Source organism: Corynebacterium sp. HMSC069E04, from assembly GCF_001813175.1.
Lineage (GTDB): Bacteria > Actinomycetota > Actinomycetes > Mycobacteriales > Mycobacteriaceae > Corynebacterium > Corynebacterium aurimucosum.
This window is the reverse complement of sequence record NZ_KV811687.1, coordinates 128,444-144,475: the sequence shown is the minus strand read 5'-3', so window position 1 is coordinate 144,475 and position 16,032 is coordinate 128,444. Positions and strand designations below refer to the sequence as shown.

At 59.7% G+C, this 16,032-nt stretch carries 15 protein-coding genes; 7 read left to right on the top strand and 8 right to left on the bottom strand.

Features of this window, described 5'->3' with window-relative positions; translation table 11 throughout:
• The first annotated feature begins 54 nt into the window (after positions 1–54).
• The 4 genes from HMPREF2896_RS08990 (at position 55) to HMPREF2896_RS08975 (ending at position 4,090) form a co-directional block, all read left to right on the top strand.
• On the top strand, positions 55–777 hold the full coding sequence (locus tag HMPREF2896_RS08990) for a CBS domain-containing protein (RefSeq protein ID WP_070446832.1): 723 nt from the start codon (positions 55–57) through the stop codon (positions 775–777).
• A 45-nt stretch (positions 778–822) separates the two neighbouring features.
• Complete coding sequence (locus HMPREF2896_RS08985) at positions 823–1,929, top strand: LLM class flavin-dependent oxidoreductase (RefSeq protein WP_070719220.1); 1,107 nt, start codon at positions 823–825, stop codon at positions 1,927–1,929.
• A complete protein-coding gene (locus HMPREF2896_RS08980) occupies positions 1,930–2,607 on the top strand; it encodes an FMN reductase (protein ID WP_070719219.1) in 678 nt (225 codons plus the stop codon).
• A 73-nt stretch (positions 2,608–2,680) separates the two neighbouring features.
• Positions 2,681–4,090: an L-serine ammonia-lyase gene (locus HMPREF2896_RS08975; protein WP_070644879.1), complete on the top strand. Its 1,410-nt coding sequence runs from the start codon at positions 2,681–2,683 to the stop codon at positions 4,088–4,090.
• Here HMPREF2896_RS08975 and hisS read toward each other — a convergent pair.
• The 3 genes from hisS to tpx are packed head-to-tail and all read right to left on the bottom strand — an operon-like array spanning position 4,087 to position 6,511.
• On the bottom strand, positions 4,087–5,364 hold the full coding sequence (gene hisS / locus HMPREF2896_RS08970; RefSeq protein WP_070446824.1) for a histidine--tRNA ligase: 1,278 nt from the start codon (positions 5,362–5,364) through the stop codon (positions 4,087–4,089). The genes HMPREF2896_RS08975 and hisS overlap by 4 nt on opposite strands.
• A 5-nt stretch (positions 5,365–5,369) precedes the next feature.
• Positions 5,370–6,014 (bottom strand): MBL fold metallo-hydrolase, encoded by a 645-nt coding sequence (locus HMPREF2896_RS08965; RefSeq protein ID WP_070711281.1) that lies wholly within the window; start codon positions 6,012–6,014, stop codon positions 5,370–5,372.
• A complete protein-coding gene (gene tpx, locus HMPREF2896_RS08960) occupies positions 6,014–6,511 on the bottom strand; it encodes a thiol peroxidase (RefSeq protein WP_070644883.1) in 498 nt (165 codons plus the stop codon). Before tpx ends, HMPREF2896_RS08965 begins: the two co-directional genes overlap by 1 nt.
• 107 nt (positions 6,512–6,618) lie before the next feature.
• Between tpx and HMPREF2896_RS08955 the strand changes: the two genes are divergently transcribed.
• The 3 genes from HMPREF2896_RS08955 (at position 6,619) to HMPREF2896_RS08945 (ending at position 8,475) form a co-directional block, all read left to right on the top strand.
• Entirely contained in the window at positions 6,619–7,479 is an 861-nt protein-coding gene (locus HMPREF2896_RS08955) for a peptidylprolyl isomerase (RefSeq protein ID WP_070719217.1), read from the top strand.
• Positions 7,480–7,767: 288 nt separating this feature from the next.
• A complete protein-coding gene (locus HMPREF2896_RS08950; RefSeq protein WP_070719216.1) occupies positions 7,768–8,163 on the top strand; it encodes a hypothetical protein in 396 nt (131 codons plus the stop codon).
• A 57-nt stretch (positions 8,164–8,220) separates the two neighbouring features.
• The gene (locus HMPREF2896_RS08945; RefSeq protein WP_070446814.1) at positions 8,221–8,475 is read left to right on the top strand and encodes a hypothetical protein; all 255 of its coding nucleotides are present in this window, start codon (positions 8,221–8,223) and stop codon (positions 8,473–8,475) included.
• Between the two features lie 140 nt (positions 8,476–8,615).
• Here the strand turns inward: HMPREF2896_RS08945 and HMPREF2896_RS08940 are convergent, their stop codons facing one another.
• From HMPREF2896_RS08940 to HMPREF2896_RS08920, 5 genes are all read right to left on the bottom strand, one after another.
• Positions 8,616–9,158, bottom strand: coding sequence for a DUF421 domain-containing protein (locus tag HMPREF2896_RS08940; protein WP_210388766.1), 543 nt, complete (start codon positions 9,156–9,158; stop codon positions 8,616–8,618).
• A gap of 106 nt (positions 9,159–9,264) precedes the next feature.
• Positions 9,265–11,364: a bifunctional metallophosphatase/5'-nucleotidase gene (locus tag HMPREF2896_RS08935; RefSeq protein WP_070644889.1), complete on the bottom strand. Its 2,100-nt coding sequence runs from the start codon at positions 11,362–11,364 to the stop codon at positions 9,265–9,267.
• A 171-nt stretch (positions 11,365–11,535) separates the two neighbouring features.
• On the bottom strand, positions 11,536–13,833 hold the full coding sequence (locus HMPREF2896_RS08930; RefSeq protein ID WP_070446810.1) for a RelA/SpoT family protein: 2,298 nt from the start codon (positions 13,831–13,833) through the stop codon (positions 11,536–11,538).
• Positions 13,834–13,867: 34 nt separating this feature from the next.
• Positions 13,868–14,422, bottom strand: coding sequence for an adenine phosphoribosyltransferase (locus HMPREF2896_RS08925; RefSeq protein ID WP_070446808.1), 555 nt, complete (start codon positions 14,420–14,422; stop codon positions 13,868–13,870).
• Positions 14,419–16,032 (bottom strand): ABC transporter substrate-binding protein, encoded by a 1,614-nt coding sequence (locus HMPREF2896_RS08920; protein ID WP_168165691.1) that lies wholly within the window; start codon positions 16,030–16,032, stop codon positions 14,419–14,421. The genes HMPREF2896_RS08925 and HMPREF2896_RS08920 overlap by 4 nt, the downstream gene beginning before the upstream one ends.

Sequence of the window (16,032 nt, the reverse complement as noted above, 5' to 3'; positions counted from 1 at the left end):
GTGTTTTAGCGACCGGACACAGCACGCACTGCCAAATCCGTACACTGGGGCTTCATGAGCGATAACTCCCTGGCCAGATTCTTTTCCGCCTTCAACGACATTGAACAATTTCTCCGCCAGGCAATTGGGGCGAAGAATTCAGATTCTTTCTGGTGGATTGTTGATCGCGCACACGACAAACATCTGTTGGGCAAGCGCCAAGCGGAACAGCTGAAGGACTTTGGTAACCTGCGCAATGCCATTGCCCATGGCCGCTACTTCGACGGCGCACCCATCGCTACCCCACACCCACAGGTCATCACGCAGCTGGAAAACCTGCAGCGCCTTCTCACGGATCCGCCTACAGCGCAGTCCCTTCTTTCTGACCGTGACGTAACCATTCTTGCCCCCGAAACCCCAATCATGGAGGCCTTACGGCTCATTAACCAGACCGGCTATTCGCAGATCCCTATCTATGATTCGGGGACTTACCAGGCGCTGCTGACGACCAACGTCATCGCCCGGTGGATTGCGGCTGATTTGGGAGACGATGGCGTGGTCAATGCGGCGTCGATTAGCGCCGTTCTGGAATTCGCCGAGAAGAAGGACCGCGCCGAGTTTCTGCCCCGCACAGCCAGCGCGCAAGAGGTTATCGATGCTCTCACAGAGGCCACCGTAGATGGCGTCCGTGCCAGCGCAGTCCTCCTCACCGAGCATGGAAAGGCTTCGCAGCGTCCGCTGGCTATCGCGACACCGGGGGATCTCGCAGTGTTGGTCGACGCCCTCGAATGGGAATAATCTCCTGGTACATTATTGTTGACACGTCACAGACGGGAGATTGGCATGCAATTCGGAGTTTTCAGCATTGGTGACGTCACGCAAGACCCCACCACCGGCCGCACCCCCACCGAGGCCGAGCGCATCCGCGCGATAACGGAAATCGCGCTCAAGGCGGAGGAGGTAGGGCTCGATATTTTCGCCACCGGCGAGCACCACAACCCACCTTTCGTCCCATCGGCACCCACCACTCACCTGGCCTATATCGCGGCACAGACAAAGAACCTTCAACTCTCCACTGCCACCACGCTGATCACTACCAACGACCCCGTCCGCCTCGCGGAGGACTACGCCTTTCTCCAGCACCTCGCCGACGGGCGCATCGACCTAATGCTGGGCCGCGGTAACACTGGCCCGGTCTACCCGTGGTTTGGCAAGGACATCCGCGAGGGCATCCCCCTCGCGGTGGAAAACTATCACTTGCTGCGCCGCCTCTGGCGTGAGCCCGTCGTGTCCTGGCAAGGAAAGTTCCGTACCCCTCTCCAGGGATTCACCGCCACACCGGCGCCGCTCGACAGTATCCCGCCCTTTGTCTGGCACGGCTCCATCCGCTCCCCGCAGATTGCCGAACAGGCTGCCTATTATGGCGATGGCTTCTTCCACAACAACATCTTCTGGCACAAGGAACACACCGCGAAGATGGTGAACCTCTACCGCAACCGCTATGAATCCTATGGGCACGGCCGTGCCGATCAGGCCATCGTGGGCCTCGGTGGGCACGTTTTCATCGGGTCTACAGAGCAGGAGGCGAAGGATTTCTTCCGCCCCTACTTCGATAACGCTCCGGTCTACGGCCACGGTCCTTCCCTGGAAGAATTCACGGCTCAAACCCCCTTAACGGTAGGCACCGTGGAGCAAGTGGTGGAGCGCACGCTGCAGTTTGCTGATTGGGTTGGTGACTATCAACGCCAGCTTTTCCTCATCGACCACGCCGGACTGCCGCAAGAGGTGGTGCTGGAGCAGATAGAAATCCTCGGCACCCAGGTCGTGCCGGAACTGCGCCGCCGCTTTGAGGAACGCCGCCCAGATCATGTACCTTCTGACCCACCGACGCACGCCACGCTTGGCTCCTATCCCCCACACGCGCTGGTCAGCCCTGGAGAGGAGAAATAAATGCGGTCACTGGTGGTTGTTACGGCTGGGCTGTCCTTGCCGTCGTCGACGCGCGCGCTTGGTGACGCCCTCTCATCCGCCACCACCGCCCATGTCACCGCCCGGGGTGAAGGCGTGGACATCACCGTCGTGGAGCTACGCGAACTCGCGGGCGAGCTGGCCGAGGCCATGACCAACTGGGTCTCGCCCACGCCTCGTCTGAAGGCGGCACAGTCCGCCGTGCTGAATGCCGACGGTCTCATCGCAGTCAGTCCCGTGTTCCAAGGAAGCTACTCGGGCCTGTTCAAGATGTTCTTCGACACCTTGGAGCCGCATTCCTTGGAGGGGCTTCCTACCCTTATCGCGGCCACGGGCGGCTCCAGCCGGCATGCGCTGGTCCTGGACTATGCCCTGCGGCCTCTACTCAATTACCTGCACGCCACGGTGGTCCCCACCGGCGTCTTCCAAGCCACGGAGGATTATGGCACCGCGGAGGGCGCGCGTAATGAAAGGCGCATCGAGCGTGCCGCTAGGGAGTTAGCGGATCTCATGGTGCGCCCGCTCGACCGGGTCGCTGGGCTTACGGGCACCCTCAGCGAAACGCAGGAAACGCCCCAGGACAGTTCCGAAGACATACTGGATTCGGATCCTGCAGGTTTCCGCGAACTCCTCTCCCGCCACGACGGCCAACCGGACTAAGCAGCTATGGAGGCCTCTCGGTACTATCGTAAAGCGTAACTTATTTAACGCTTCTAAGGAGGTTTGACCCCACATGACAATTAGCGTGACCGATATCTTCTCCATCGGCATCGGCCCTTCCTCCTCTCATACCGTCGGCCCCATGCGCGCCGCCAAGGCTTTCCTCGAGACACTGGATGAACACCCTGCAAAGGTCCACGTCGTACTGCGCGGCTCGCTCTCTGCTACCGGCCGCGGCCACGCTACAGATCGCGCCGTAATTTTGGGCCTTGCTGGTTGGGACCCACTGTCGGTGCCGCTCGACGCCGAGCCGCGCGCTGATGCCTTCATCCCCAGCGAGGGCTCCATCTCAGGCCCTGCAGGTAAGGTGCAGTACAGCATTGAGTTCAACAACGAGCCGGTGCCAGAACACCCGAACTGCCTGATTTTCACTGCCTGGGACGAAGACGGCTCCATCCTCGCCGAGAACACGGAGTACTTCTCCGTCGGCGGCGGCTTCATTCTGTCCCGCGAGGAGTACAACGCCCAGCTCGAAACCGACACTGGAGTTCCGGCCGGTGTCGCTGCGGCGACCGCCGAGGACGCCGTTCCTTATGAGTTCCAATCGGGTGAGCACCTGCTTCACCTGTGCGCGGCCAACGACATGGACATTTGGGAAATCGTCGCCGCCAATGAGGCAGTCCTGCACCGCGAAGAAGGCGGACTCGACTACGTCTACCAACACCTCGACCTTGTGTGGGACATCATGCGCGAATGCGTGACCGAGGGAATCTCCACCAAGGGAATCTTGCCTGGTGGCCTCCGTGTCAACCGCCGTGCGCCGCAGATGTACCAACAGTTGTTGGCCAAGCAGGACGACGAGTCTTGTGGCTTTTCCGCAATGGAATGGGTAAACCTCTACGCGCTCGCCGTCAACGAGCAGAATGCCGCCGGCGGCCGCGTCATTACTGCACCGACGAATGGCGCCTGTGGGATCATCCCGGCGGTGCTCCATTATGCCCGCGACTTTATGGCGGACTTCACGCGCGCCGATGCCCGCCGCTACCTGCTCACTGCGGGTGCCGTTGGCATCATCATCAAGTCCAATGCCTCCATCTCCGGCGCCGAGGTGGGCTGCCAGGGTGAGGTGGGCTCCGCCTCCTCCATGGCGGCGGCCGGTATGGCTGAGCTGCTCGGTGCAACCCCGGAGCAGGTGGAAAACGCCGCCGAGATCGCGCTTGAGCATAACCTCGGCCTGACCTGCGACCCTGTTGGCGGCCTGGTGCAGATCCCCTGTATCGAGCGCAACGCTATTGGCGCCGTCAAATCCATTAACGCCGCTCGCCTAGCGCGCATGGGTGAGGGAACGCACCACGTCACCCTCGACAACGCGGTCCGCACCATGGCCGAAACCGGACGCGACATGCTCTCCAAGTACAAGGAGACCTCGCTCGGCGGCCTAGCGAAGACGATGGGCTTTACCGTCTCCCAGGTGGAGTGCTAAACCAGCTGACGGAGCTGGTTGACGATGTCCCCCACAGGGACGTCGCGCTGCTCGTGCGCGCGCAGGTCCTTGAGCGCCACGGAGCCGGCCTCTAGCTCTTGGTCACCGAGGACGAGTGCGAAGCGGGCGTTGGCACGATCAGCGCCCTTCATCGCTCCCTTAAGGCCACGGTCGCCGAAGGACATATCGGCAGCAATGCCGGCCTTACGCAGGTCATTGATGATGCTGACCATCTTCTGCTTCGCCGCAGCTCCCAAGGCCACACCGTAGACGGCCACGCGCTCGTCGACACCCTCGAGCTCGACTCCCTCAGCCTCGAGGGCCAGAATGGTGCGGTCTACGCCAAGGCCATAGCCGATTCCGGACAGTTCCTGCCCACCAAGCTGGGCCATGAGGCCGTCATAGCGGCCGCCGCCACCGATGCCGGACTGCGCGCCAAGGCCATCGTGGACGAATTCGAAACAGGTCTTTGTGTAATAGTCGAGGCCGCGGACCATGCGCGGGTTGATGGTGTAGGGCACGCCCATGTCATCGAGCAGGCCGGTGACCGTTTCAAAGTGCTCGCGGCACTCGGCATTGAGGTGGTCAAGCATCAAGGGAGCATCAACAAGCTGCTCCTGGACCTCTGGGCGCTTGTCATCGAGCACGCGCAGGGGATTGAGCTCCGCGCGGGCCTTAGTGTCCTCGTCTAGATCCAGCTTGAACAGGAACTCCTGCAGCTTCTCGCGGTAGGCCGGGCGGCAGTCGTGGTCACCCAAGCTGGTCAACTCAAGGCGGAATTGGCTCAGGCCTAGGCTGCGGTAGGAGCGATCCGCCAAGGCAATAATCTCGGCATCCAGCGCCGGATCATCCACGCCGATGGCCTCCACACCGACCTGCTGCAGCTGACGGTAACGGCCCGCCTGCGGGCGCTCGTAGCGGAAGAAGGGGCCGAAATAGTTGAGCTTCACCGGAAGCTGACCGCGGTCAAGGTTGTGTTCAATGACCGCGCGCATGACACCCGCGGTGCCCTCTGGTCGCAGCGTCACGGAACGATCACCACGATCGGCGAAGGTATACATCTCCTTCGACACCACGTCCGTGGACTCCCCTACGCCGCGGGCGAAGAGCGATGTGTCCTCAAAGACGGGGAGTTCGATGTGCTGGAAGCCGGACAGGTGTGCCTGATGTACGAAGGCCTCACGGACCTTGGCAAAGATGGCCGATTGCGGCGGGACGTAGTCCGGCACACCCTTAGGCGCGGACAGGGCTTTGAACTGCTTCTTATCACTCACGCCCTTTAGAGTACATCCCCTGCTGCGCGTAGAAACGGATTAGTCGCGCGTTCACGCCGCATGGTCGTCGTCGGGCCGTGGCCCGGCAAGATAGCAAGGGAGTCATCAAGACCCCACACCGGACCGCGCAGTGAACGTTGCATCGCGGCGTGGTCGGAGTGTGGCAAGTCGGTACGCCCGATGGAGCCTTTAAATAGCACGTCGCCCGTCAGGGCAATCCCCTCAGCCACGAGGATGACGCATCCCGGGGAATGGCCCGGTGCATGGAGCACATCAAATTCAAGGCCGACAAGACTCAACGTTTCTCCATCGATCAAGTCGCGGCGGTCCGCTACCTGCTTCATGGAGGCGGCAGCAAAGAGCATCTGCGACTCGGGGGACACACCGGAGCCATCCACCAGCATGAACGCGTCGTCCGGGTGGATGTAGACCGGTAGGTCAAACTCGGCAGCGTCGCGCGTGTGATCAATGTGGCCGTGGGTGAGCACGACGGCTTCAAACTCCAAGGACTTCTCACGCGCGAGCTGCTCAAGCTTCTCGCGCGTATGCATCCCTGGGTCCACGATGAACGCCCGAGAACCGTTAGCCACCACATAGGTGTTGGTTTTATAGGGCCCAGCGGCGAAACCGTAGATTTCGGGAGCGCTCATTACTTGAGAGCTGCCAAAGCTGCGTCGTAGTCCGGCTCGGTCGTGACCTCCGGAACCAGCTCGGTGTAGGTCACCTTGTGCTCGGCGTCGGTGACGATGACCGCGCGGGCGAATAGGCCCTTGAGCGGGGAGCCTTCCAGGACGAGACCGAGCTTATCGGCAAAATCAGAGCGGAAATCAGAAGCGCTGACGACGTTCTCGATGCCTTCTGCAGCGCAGAAACGCTCCTGCGCGAAAGGCAGGTCGCGGGAGACGGACAGGACAACAGTGTTCTCTAGACCAGCTGCCTCTTCGTTGAACTTGCGCAGCTGTGCCGCACACACGCCGGTGTCCACGGATGGGAAGCAGGACACCACCAGGCGCTTGCCTGCGAAGTCAGCATTAGTCAGCTCTGCCAAGTCGGTTCCCACGAGGGTGAAGTCCGGCAGGGCGTCACCAACCTTGGGCAGCTCGGCATTGGTGTCGACGGGTTTATTCTGAAAATTCGTTGTAGCCATGGCACCCAAGCGTACTGACCCGCGGGGCGGCTCGCCACGGTGAACAACGGTGCGGTTAGGATGAGTGGGTCGAAAGTTTGTGAACCACCACAGTGAAGGAAACATAGGTGTCTACTAACAGCCAGCGCTTGGATGATGCGCTCAATCAGCTCGATCGCGAGCTGAAATCCCGTGACCGCAAACAAAAGAGCCGCCCACTGGGCGTTGTGCTCATGGCGGCCGTGGTCATTATCGCTCTCGTTGGCGGTATCTGGTTCCTGTCAACGCGCTCATCAGAGGAGGAGGAGATTCAGGCCGAGGAAAGCTCGGCTGCGAACACCACCACCGAAGCCCCCACTGCCCAGGCTTTGAGTGGCAAGCGCGCTAAGCCCCTTGGTGAGACCGTCACCTGCGAATACCCCGAGACCGGCGACGCTTCCCGTGAGGTCCCCACCCCGCAGGGCAAGGACATTCCTGCCAAGGGAGAGGTGACCGTCAACTTCGCCACCAAGCAAGGCGATATTGAAATGACTCTTGATCGCTCCCTAGCTCCGTGCACCGTCAACGCGATTACAGACATGATTTCGGCAAAGTACTACGACGACACCGTGTGCCACCGCATGACTGATGGCGGCATCTTCGTCCTGCAGTGCGGTGATCCCACCGGCAAGGGTTCCGGCGGACCTGGCTTCCAGTTTGCTAATGAATACCCCACCGATGAAGCTGACGACACAGCAATGGCCCAGCCGGCTCTGTACCCGAAGGGTTCCATCGCCATGGCTAACGCCGGTGAAGACACCAATGGTTCCCAGTTCTTCATTAACTACAAGGACTCGCAGCTTCCGCCTGCCTATACCTACTTTGGCAACCTGACGGAGAAGGGCCAGAAGACCATCGACGCCATTGCCGCTAAGGGCGTCAAGGATGGACAATCCGATGGTGAACCTGCTGAAGAGGTTCGCATCACCAAGGCCACCATCGAAAGCTAAGTTTTACCCCCTTTACGGTGATCAGCCTCGCACACGTTCAGTGAGCGGGGCTTTTCCTTTCCCGTCCCTCACCATCCATCACGGTCTAAGAATTTCTTAGCCTTGAGCTGTTCATTTAGCAAAGCATTCTTCGCCCAAAGGCGTCATATCGTGATAAACCCAGCTCACATGCGACAGTCAGCAGACCTTCAGACTCGCTATTCGAATGGTAGAACCCTTGCAAAACGCGTAGTGCCTCAGTACCATCTGTGAGGTCTTTGAAATTCCCGAGATACCTAAGGAACGAGAATGAAGCTCTTCTCCCGTAAGGCACTTGTTGCTGCCGCTACCGCCGCTACCGTTTCCCTGTCCGGCGTGACCGTTGCTACCGCTGAGACCACCAACGATGACACCGCCGCGGTAAACGACACCACCAACGACACCAACACCAACGAGGACGCCGGCAAGGACGCTCCTAAGTCTGAGGGCAAGAACAACACCAACACCGGCGACAACGGCAAGGACGGGAACAAGGACAAGGACAAGGACGAGGAGTCTTCTTCCTCTTCCTCCAATGACTCCGAGGGTTCCTCCATCTCCGACATGAGCCCGCGTGAGATCCGCGACTGGATCGCTGTCTTCACCGCTATCATCGGCGCTCTGGGCACGGTCTTCGCTTTCTACAACAAGTACTTCGCTAAGTAAGTCAGACCGAATAGCTCAGACTTTCCGTTCACATTCGAATCAGATTAGGACCACACCATGAAGTTCTTCTCCCGTAAGTCCATCGTTGCTGCTGCCACCGCTGCAACCATCGCTTTCTCCGGTACCGCAGTTGCTTCCGCAGCCCCGGTTGAGGATGACAGCTCCTCCAAGGCTTTCTTCGCTCTCTCCTCCGACGATGAGGGCAACATCAGCCCAAAGGAGATCCGCGAGTGGATCAAGGTCGTCACCTCCATCATCGGCGCCATGGATGACGCTATGCGTCTCGGCGACAAGCTCGCCGGCACCAAGTAAGCCACTGGCTCCGTACACTCCTCTTGCGCACTCCGCGCAGGAGGAGTTTTTGGTTTTCCGTCCCACCAGATACGGTGCCCCCGATAGGGTCGACGCGGCTTCTTAAGCACTCAATTTCTCAAGAAGCCAGAACATACAGGCTAGTCCGGTTCATCCACTTCCTCGATGCGCTCGGCGCCTAGGACGTCCTTGAACACGGAGGCATCAACAAGCTGGCCACGGCGAATGACAGATATCTGGCCGGTAGGCTCCAAAATCATCAGCTGCACGTCGCTGCGCCGGCCCAGGCCAGCTTTGCGCACTGCGGAATTGACGTCTCTCTCGGTAATGTGGGCGAAACTCATGTTGTCTTCTTGCAGCTGCCCCTTGTACACGAGCAAGACTGGCTTGCGGTCGATGAACCGTGACCACGCCACTAGTTGACGAAACGTACCGAAGGCGGCTTCCAGGAGCATGAGGGTGAACAGACCAATGATGCCTGCGGCGAGCGTCGGTGGGTTACCCACGATGACGCGTCCAGAGACCGCACCAAACATAATGATGATGACGGCGTCAGAGGCAGTGATGGACGTCAGAACACGGCTGCCGAAAAGCTTGACCAGGACCATGAAGGCCAGATAGATACCCAGCGTTGCGAGCATCACCAGGGGGATGCGGTGAAGCTCAATGCCGAGCTGATACATTGCCTCGCGTCCAAAAAGCCTCAGTGTATCCACACCCTACTACCCTACCTTCCGGAAGAAAAAGCTAAAGCCCGCACCGTAGTGCGGGCCTGTACATCAGAAGTGACTAGATGTTGAACTGCTTGCGCAGCTGCTCAATTAACTGCTGTACCGGAGCTGGGAGGGCTGCTACCGGCATGTTAATGGCACCAATGACGGCTGCGATAGCAGCCGCGATTGCGGCAAAGATTCCCACGCCCAAGCCGATAGAGGACCCTACGTCCTTGGCAGAACCGCCGTCCTGAGAGCCGTCATTGCCGTCTAGGAACAGCGGCAGAACTGCTTCAGTACCAGCATCGGTAGTGATGTGCAGTTTCTCATCGCCCACCAGCTTCTCCGGGAGTGTGAGCTTGACGGTCGCGCGGCCGCGCTCACCGAACTGCTCGTCACCGGGCTGTGCTGCGTTGTCAATGTCTGCCTCGGCCTTAGCGTCACCCAGTGCAACGGTGACCTTCTTAGCCTGTGGCTCTTCTGCGTTGGAGTAGTTCAGGGAGGAAAGGTCGACTGTGATCTCCTCCCCCGGCTTCAGGTCACCAGACACGTGGGCACCAATCTGGCCCTGGCCGGTGCGAACCTTGGACTCGCCGGAAGCGATGTAGTCAATCATCGCCTGGGTGTCCATATAGCCAACGTCATTGCGGTTCTTGATGGAACCGGGCTCGAAGAAGCCATCGCCGCCGGCCTCCGTCTCGCTGGAGGCAAGGAAGGAGGACAGAGCAATGCTGTAGTTCTTCTCCGGGTCAATCGGTTCACCGTTAATGGTGACAGACTTAACGCGCTTGCCCTGCTCAGCCTTCTGGTCGTAGACAACGGTGACGTTGTTGGACAGGCCCAGAGCCAGGCGCGGGCGGGACTGGCCAGGCTTCCACTGGTTCTCCAACGCGGTAATGAAGTCTGCGCCGCTAACCTCCGCGGTGATCACGTAATTACCGAATGGCTGAACGGCAAAGATGTCCTGGTAGGAAACATCACCTTGCTTGAGGTCGGCGCGCACACCGCCTGCGTTCATGACACCGATTTCGATGTCCTTGTCCGTCTGCTTAGATAGAGCATAGCGCTGGCCATCGGCAATAAAGTTATTGAGGGTCGACTCCACACCGCGGTTGGTACCGGTGTCCTTGCCCTCATCAGAACCGCGGTACATGGCCTTCTCGGTGGTACCAGCAGTCTTGGCACCCTCAATCTCCGCTACCTTCTTTGCTTCCTCGACAACCTTAGCTACCTCGGGGTCGTCTTCGAGGCCCTGCAGCTGAGCGAAGACATCTGCGTCGGCCACGTCGTACTGCTTGAGATCAATCTTGGTGATCTTCTTCTCGGCCTTGTCGTAGGTGATGTCGGCGTCGTTAAGCACCTTGCCGTACTCGTAGCCCTGTGCCCAGTACAGCGGCAGTGCGTCCTCACGAGCAACCTCGCCCTGGGTCTTGACGTGAGTATCACCGCCAAAGAGGATATCCACATCCTTGTTGAAGCCCTGCGCGAACTGCTGAGCATCCTCGTGCATGAGCGCCACTACAACCTCGGCCTCGCCGGATTCCTTCAGGCGGCTGGCTTCCTTATTGGTGGCCTCGACGGGGTCGGAGAACTCGACACCTGGGATGGAAGCGGCGGACACCTTGTACTTGGTGTTGGTGGTAACGGTGCCAACGAAGCCGACCTTCACACCGTCTACCTCCTTGACGAAGGAAGCATCGAGCAGGGGCTTGCCATCCTTAGTGACGTTGGCGCCCAGGATCGGGAAGTTGGACTGGTCCTTGATACGGCCCATCAGGTCATCGGTGCCCTTGTCGAACTCGTGGTTGCCCACAGCCGTGACATCGAGGTTCATGGTATTGAGGGCCTCGTTGGTGTACTTGTCTTCAGAAATTGCAGACACGAAGGCGGAGCCGCCAACGTTATCACCGGCGGAGGTCAGGGCGTACTCCTGATCCTTGTTGACGGCCTTGATGAGCGCAGCCATGCGAGCAGCACCCATCTCGGTGTAGCCGCTCAATTCCTTAGTGTCCTTGTCGAACTCCTCAGCCAGCTCAAGGTGGCCGTGGAAGTCGGTGAAGTTAGTGACGGAGAAGGTCACTTGATCAGCCTCGGCGGCGAAGGCAGGTGCGCCGGAGATAGCAACGGCGGTAACGGTGGTGGCGGCCAACAGCTGGCCAAAGCGACGGAAGTTCACGTAGGTCTCCTGAGAATGAGAGGAATCTTGTCCACGTGTTTATAACGCATACATCACAATGGCGCAGCGCATGCTGAGACCACCACCAGCGGGTTTACGTAGGATCTTCTACGGTTTCACCCAGGCGCAACCTTGAGTTCAGCCACGCACCCCCGAATCAGGGGTGGCGGGTTAGGCGGTGACGCGATAAACGTCGAAGACACCCTCCGTGTTGCGCAACGTTGTCATGAGCTGGCCCAGTTGCTTGGTATCGGAAACCGAGAAGGAAAAGCGCACGGTCGCGATGTGATCATCACCGCGATTGGACGTCATCGACAGCACATTGAGGCTCTGCTCGCTGAAAATTCGCGTGAGCTCAAAAAGCAGACCTTGGCGGTCGATGGCCTCCAATTGCAAGGTTGCGGCGAATGCACCGGAGGACTTCGGCCCGCCGGCCCACTCCACCTGCATCATGCGCTCCGGCTCGGACTTCAACTTTTCGGCATTGGTGCAGTCCGCTCGATGGACAGACACGCCACCGCCGCGGGTGACGAAACCAAAGATGGCGTCACCAGGCACCGGCTGGCAGCACTTCGCCAACTTGGCCATGACGTCTGGGCTGCCCTCCACCAAGATGCCGGTACCAGTTGCGGAATCCTTCGTGTGCTGAGCACGGGAGTTCTCCAATTCGCTCAGTGGGGTACGCGAAGCCAAGGCATCGACGGCATCGTCTTGGTCCCCGAACAGGGCCATGAGCTGGTTGGCAACGTGCTGTGCCGACACGTGACCCGCGCCAATAGCGGTATAGAGTGCATCCACATCGGGATAGTGCAGCTGCTCAGCCACCTGCTTCATGGAGCTGGCGGTAAACAGGCGGTGCATGGGCAAGCCGCCGCGCTGCACCTCAGCAGCCAAGGCATCGCGCCCGGCCTCGAGGTGCTCTTCACGGCGTTCTTTGGCAAACCACTGCCGCACCTTCGTCTTCGCCCGAGGCGATACGAGGAATTCCTGCCAATCCCGCGAGGGGCCAGCATTCGGATCCTTTGAGGTAAAAATCTCGACCTTATCGCCGGACTTCAGCTCCGATTCTAGAGCCACGAGCTTGCCGTTGACCTTTGCGCCGATGCACCTGTGGCCGACCTCGGTATGCACCGCATAGGCGAAGTCCACAGGGGTGGACCCCGCGGGCAGATTGACCACGTCACCCTTGGGGGTAAAGGCAAAAATCTGCTTGGCTGTCAGGTCATAGCGCAGCGAATCCAAAAACTCGTTGGGATCTGCAGCTTCCTTCTGCCAATCCAGCAGCTGACGCATCCACGCCATCTGGTCCACTTCTTCTTGGTGGCCCGAGTTCTTGCCCTTAGTTTCCTTATAACGCCAGTGGGCGGCCACGCCGAACTCCGCGTTATAGTGCATCTCGTGCGTGCGCACCTGCACCTCAAGGGTGGAACCGCCGGCCCCAATCACGGTGGTGTGCAGTGACTGGTATACCCCGAATCGCGGAGAGGAAATATAATCCTTGAAGCGCCCTGGAAGAGCTTGATACAGCGAGTGCACCACGCCAATGGCCGCGTAGCAGGAATTGATGTCATCGACGAGGATGCGGATTCCCACGAGGTCAAAAATCTCCGCGAAGTCGCGGCCGCGCACGATCATCTTCTGGTAAATCGACCAGTAGTGCTTCGGGCGCCCCATGACCTCGGCCTCAATACCATTAGCCTTGAGAGCCTGGCCTACCTGGGCCTTGATTTCCTTCAGCGCTCGATCGCGTGAGGGAGCACGATCCGCCACCATGCGCACGATTTCGTCGTACTTCTTTGGGTACAGGATGGCGAAGGCCAAATCCTCAAGCTCCCATTTGACGCTGGCCATTCCTAGGCGGTGAGCCAGTGGCGCAATGACATCGAGAGTCTGGCGTGCCTTCTTCGCCTGCTTTTCGGGCGGCAGGAAGCGCATGGTCCGCATGTTGTGCAGGCGGTCGCACACCTTGATAACGAGCACGCGCGGGTCGGTGGCCATGGCCACGATCATCTTGCGGATTGTCTCTGCCTCCGCGGCGGCACCGAGGGCGACCTTGTCAAGCTTCGTTACGCCGTCGACCAACCGGGCCACTTCGGGACCAAAGTCACGGGTGAGGTCCTCCAGCGAATAGTCAGTATCTTCCACTGTGTCGTGGAGCAAAGCCGCCGCGACAGTCGTGGTGTCCATACCAATCTCAGCCGCAATTGTCGCTACCGCCAACGGGTGCGTGATATAAGGTTCGCCGGATTTGCGGAAAACGCCTTCGTGCAGACGCTGTGCCGTGGTGTAGGCATTGTTGAGCAGCTCCGCATCCGCCTTCGGGTGAAATTCCCGGTGGATCGACATCAACGGGTCCAGAGCCGGATTGATCTTTACTCGACCACCTGTCAGGGAGCGGGCCAATCGCGCGGACATGCCGCGCACACTGCCTGGCCGCCATGCAGTCTTGTCCTGCTTTTCAGTCGTCATGTCTGCCTCCGCGAAGTAGCTTAGGCATACAACCTTAGTCCTTCGTCCCCATCTGGTTGAGCACAATCAACGGAGAACCTTGCAGGCGCTCGCGGCCCTCAAGTCCTTGGACCTCTAGGACCACGACGTTGCCCACGACTTCAGCTCCAGCGGATTCCAAGAGCAAGGTGGCGCCGTGGAGTGTGCCGCCGGTTGCGAGGACGTCGTCGACAAGCACGATGCGCTTGCCCTTAATATCAATGCCGCTACTGGGGATTTCCAGTGCTGCAGTGCCGTATTCCAGCTCGTACTCCTGGGTCAAGACGGGCGGTGGGAGCTTGCCCTTCTTGCGGATAGCCAAGATTCCTAGTCCCAGCTTGTAGGCTACGGCTGAACCAAGCAGGAAACCGCGTGCATCGAGGCCGCCGATCATGTCTGCGCCGAGCTCCTTGCAGGCCTCTGCTAAGCCATCGACAACGACGGTGAAGGAATCTGCGTCAGCCAACACCGGGGTCAGATCCTCGAAAAGAATTCCCTCCTCTGGGAAATCCTGGACAAGGCGCACCTTATCCTTCAAGGCTTGTGCTGCTGCGACGTAAATCTCGCTCACGACTCTTCCTTTGTTTCAGTTGCTGTTGTGGGGTTATAGCTCCAACGGTCGAGGTTCCACCCGATACCCGCAAGGCCAGTGTAGGGCACCACGCCGGTGACAGCGCGGTCGACAATGAATGTGCGAGGCTGCGCGGCGATGGGAATAGAGGGCAGCTCCTCCCACAATTCCTGCTCCAGATTCCGCAGCGCCGCCGCGTGCTTCACGCTAGAGGACGGCGCGGAATGCTCACGCATCGGGTCCACGGCGCCGAGGTAGACATCTATCTCCGGCTGCCCAGTTGCAGGATCCGCGGCCAATTGCGCACGGGAAACCCGCTCGCCGGAACGGTCCTCCACCATGATCCCCGCAGGTTCGCACGCGGCGCGGAGCTCCTCCACCATCGCCTTATAACGCGGGTTAGGCCCGAGGTAACCCACTCCGATGGTGTAGCCGGACAGACCGGATGCCGTTGCATTGTCTACAGGAACGGTTGTCAGCGAAGACATCTGCGCCGCGACCGGATCATCATTGCGCACGGTACGGACGGTGACAGCGGGGACGTCCACGCCAGATTCCTTCGATGAGACCTGCGCCAAGTGCTGTGCATCCACACAGGCCGCAAAGGCAGCGCGTGCCCAGGGCTGAGAAAAGGTCCCAGCCTCGGAGAATACTAAGGTGTCTGTCAGGCTTCCTGCCGAAGACGTCACCTCTACTGGCTTGCCTTCTGCATCCCGGTCGAACCACGACGGTGACGCGGTGGCAGCCTCGGCAACGCGGAGCTCATCTGAGGCAACAAACGCGGCAGCGTCTGCGCTTCTCGGAAGCATGAGGATCTCGCGCAGGGTCGGCTTATCGCCGTAATAGTTATCGTTGGCGGTGAGCACAATGGCACCGTCATCCTCAACGCGCTCGATTTGATAAGGACCGAAGGAAACCTGTAACTCCGGGTCAAAGCGCCCAGGCTCCGTAGAGAAACCATAGCGCCACGCCTCTGCTACCGGCTGCAAAGTAGCTACGTCCTGAGAATGTAGAGCTGCATTGAGTTCTTCGAGGTTCATATCAGCCCGCTTGGCTAACACGTGTGCTGGGACAACCGAACCCGGCCCAAACAAATACCGCCACCGCGAGCCGGCATCAGGTGTAAACCATACGGTGAATTTCTTGCTGTGGGGCGCGCATTCCACTTCTGTCACTTCCTCCATCAGGGGAAGGTGGGAACCGAAAATCTCGCTCAACTGCCCGGCGGTGAAGACCAAAAGGTAATCATCACAGGTCACGGCTTCACCGTCAGCAAAACGTGCTTGCTCAGTGAGCGTGAAGTCCACGTGCGCCCCAGCGTCCTCACCCTCGGCAGCAAAGAACTCGGCATCGGCGAGATCTGAATTAGGGACCATCTGCCCCGCCGGGCCCGGTACGTAGAGCGCCGGGAAAACACGGCTAGCCAGCTGGGCCGCCCCCACCGCATCCCCCCACGCCGTGGCTGCATTGCTGGTGGCAATGGGGGCGTCGGCCAGCACCGCAAAACGCGATGGCGGGGTGTCTTTGCCAAGGCCGCCTTCCTGTGCCCCGCATGCGGTCACAGTAAGAGCTACCGCGGCACACAGCGCCGCGAATGATGGACTACGCAC

What these genes read in the sequence shown, in the direction of transcription:
- HMPREF2896_RS08990 (WP_070446832.1), top strand. Translation starts at nt 55, where the DNA reads ATGAGCGATAACTCCCTGGCCAGATTCTTTTCCGCCTTCAACGACATT.
- HMPREF2896_RS08985 (WP_070719220.1), top strand. Translation starts at nt 823, where the DNA reads ATGCAATTCGGAGTTTTCAGCATTGGTGACGTCACGCAAGACCCCACC.
- HMPREF2896_RS08980 (WP_070719219.1), top strand. Translation starts at nt 1,930, where the DNA reads ATGCGGTCACTGGTGGTTGTTACGGCTGGGCTGTCCTTGCCGTCGTCG.
- HMPREF2896_RS08975 (WP_070644879.1), top strand. Translation starts at nt 2,681, where the DNA reads ATGACAATTAGCGTGACCGATATCTTCTCCATCGGCATCGGCCCTTCC.
- HMPREF2896_RS08965 (WP_070711281.1), bottom strand. Translation starts at nt 6,014, where the DNA reads ATGAGCGCTCCCGAAATCTACGGTTTCGCCGCTGGGCCCTATAAAACC.
- tpx (WP_070644883.1), bottom strand. Translation starts at nt 6,511, where the DNA reads ATGGCTACAACGAATTTTCAGAATAAACCCGTCGACACCAATGCCGAG.
- HMPREF2896_RS08950 (WP_070719216.1), top strand. Translation starts at nt 7,768, where the DNA reads ATGAAGCTCTTCTCCCGTAAGGCACTTGTTGCTGCCGCTACCGCCGCT.
- HMPREF2896_RS08945 (WP_070446814.1), top strand. Translation starts at nt 8,221, where the DNA reads ATGAAGTTCTTCTCCCGTAAGTCCATCGTTGCTGCTGCCACCGCTGCA.
- HMPREF2896_RS08940 (WP_210388766.1), bottom strand. Translation starts at nt 9,158, where the DNA reads ATGTATCAGCTCGGCATTGAGCTTCACCGCATCCCCCTGGTGATGCTC.
- HMPREF2896_RS08930 (WP_070446810.1), bottom strand. Translation starts at nt 13,833, where the DNA reads ATGACGACTGAAAAGCAGGACAAGACTGCATGGCGGCCAGGCAGTGTG.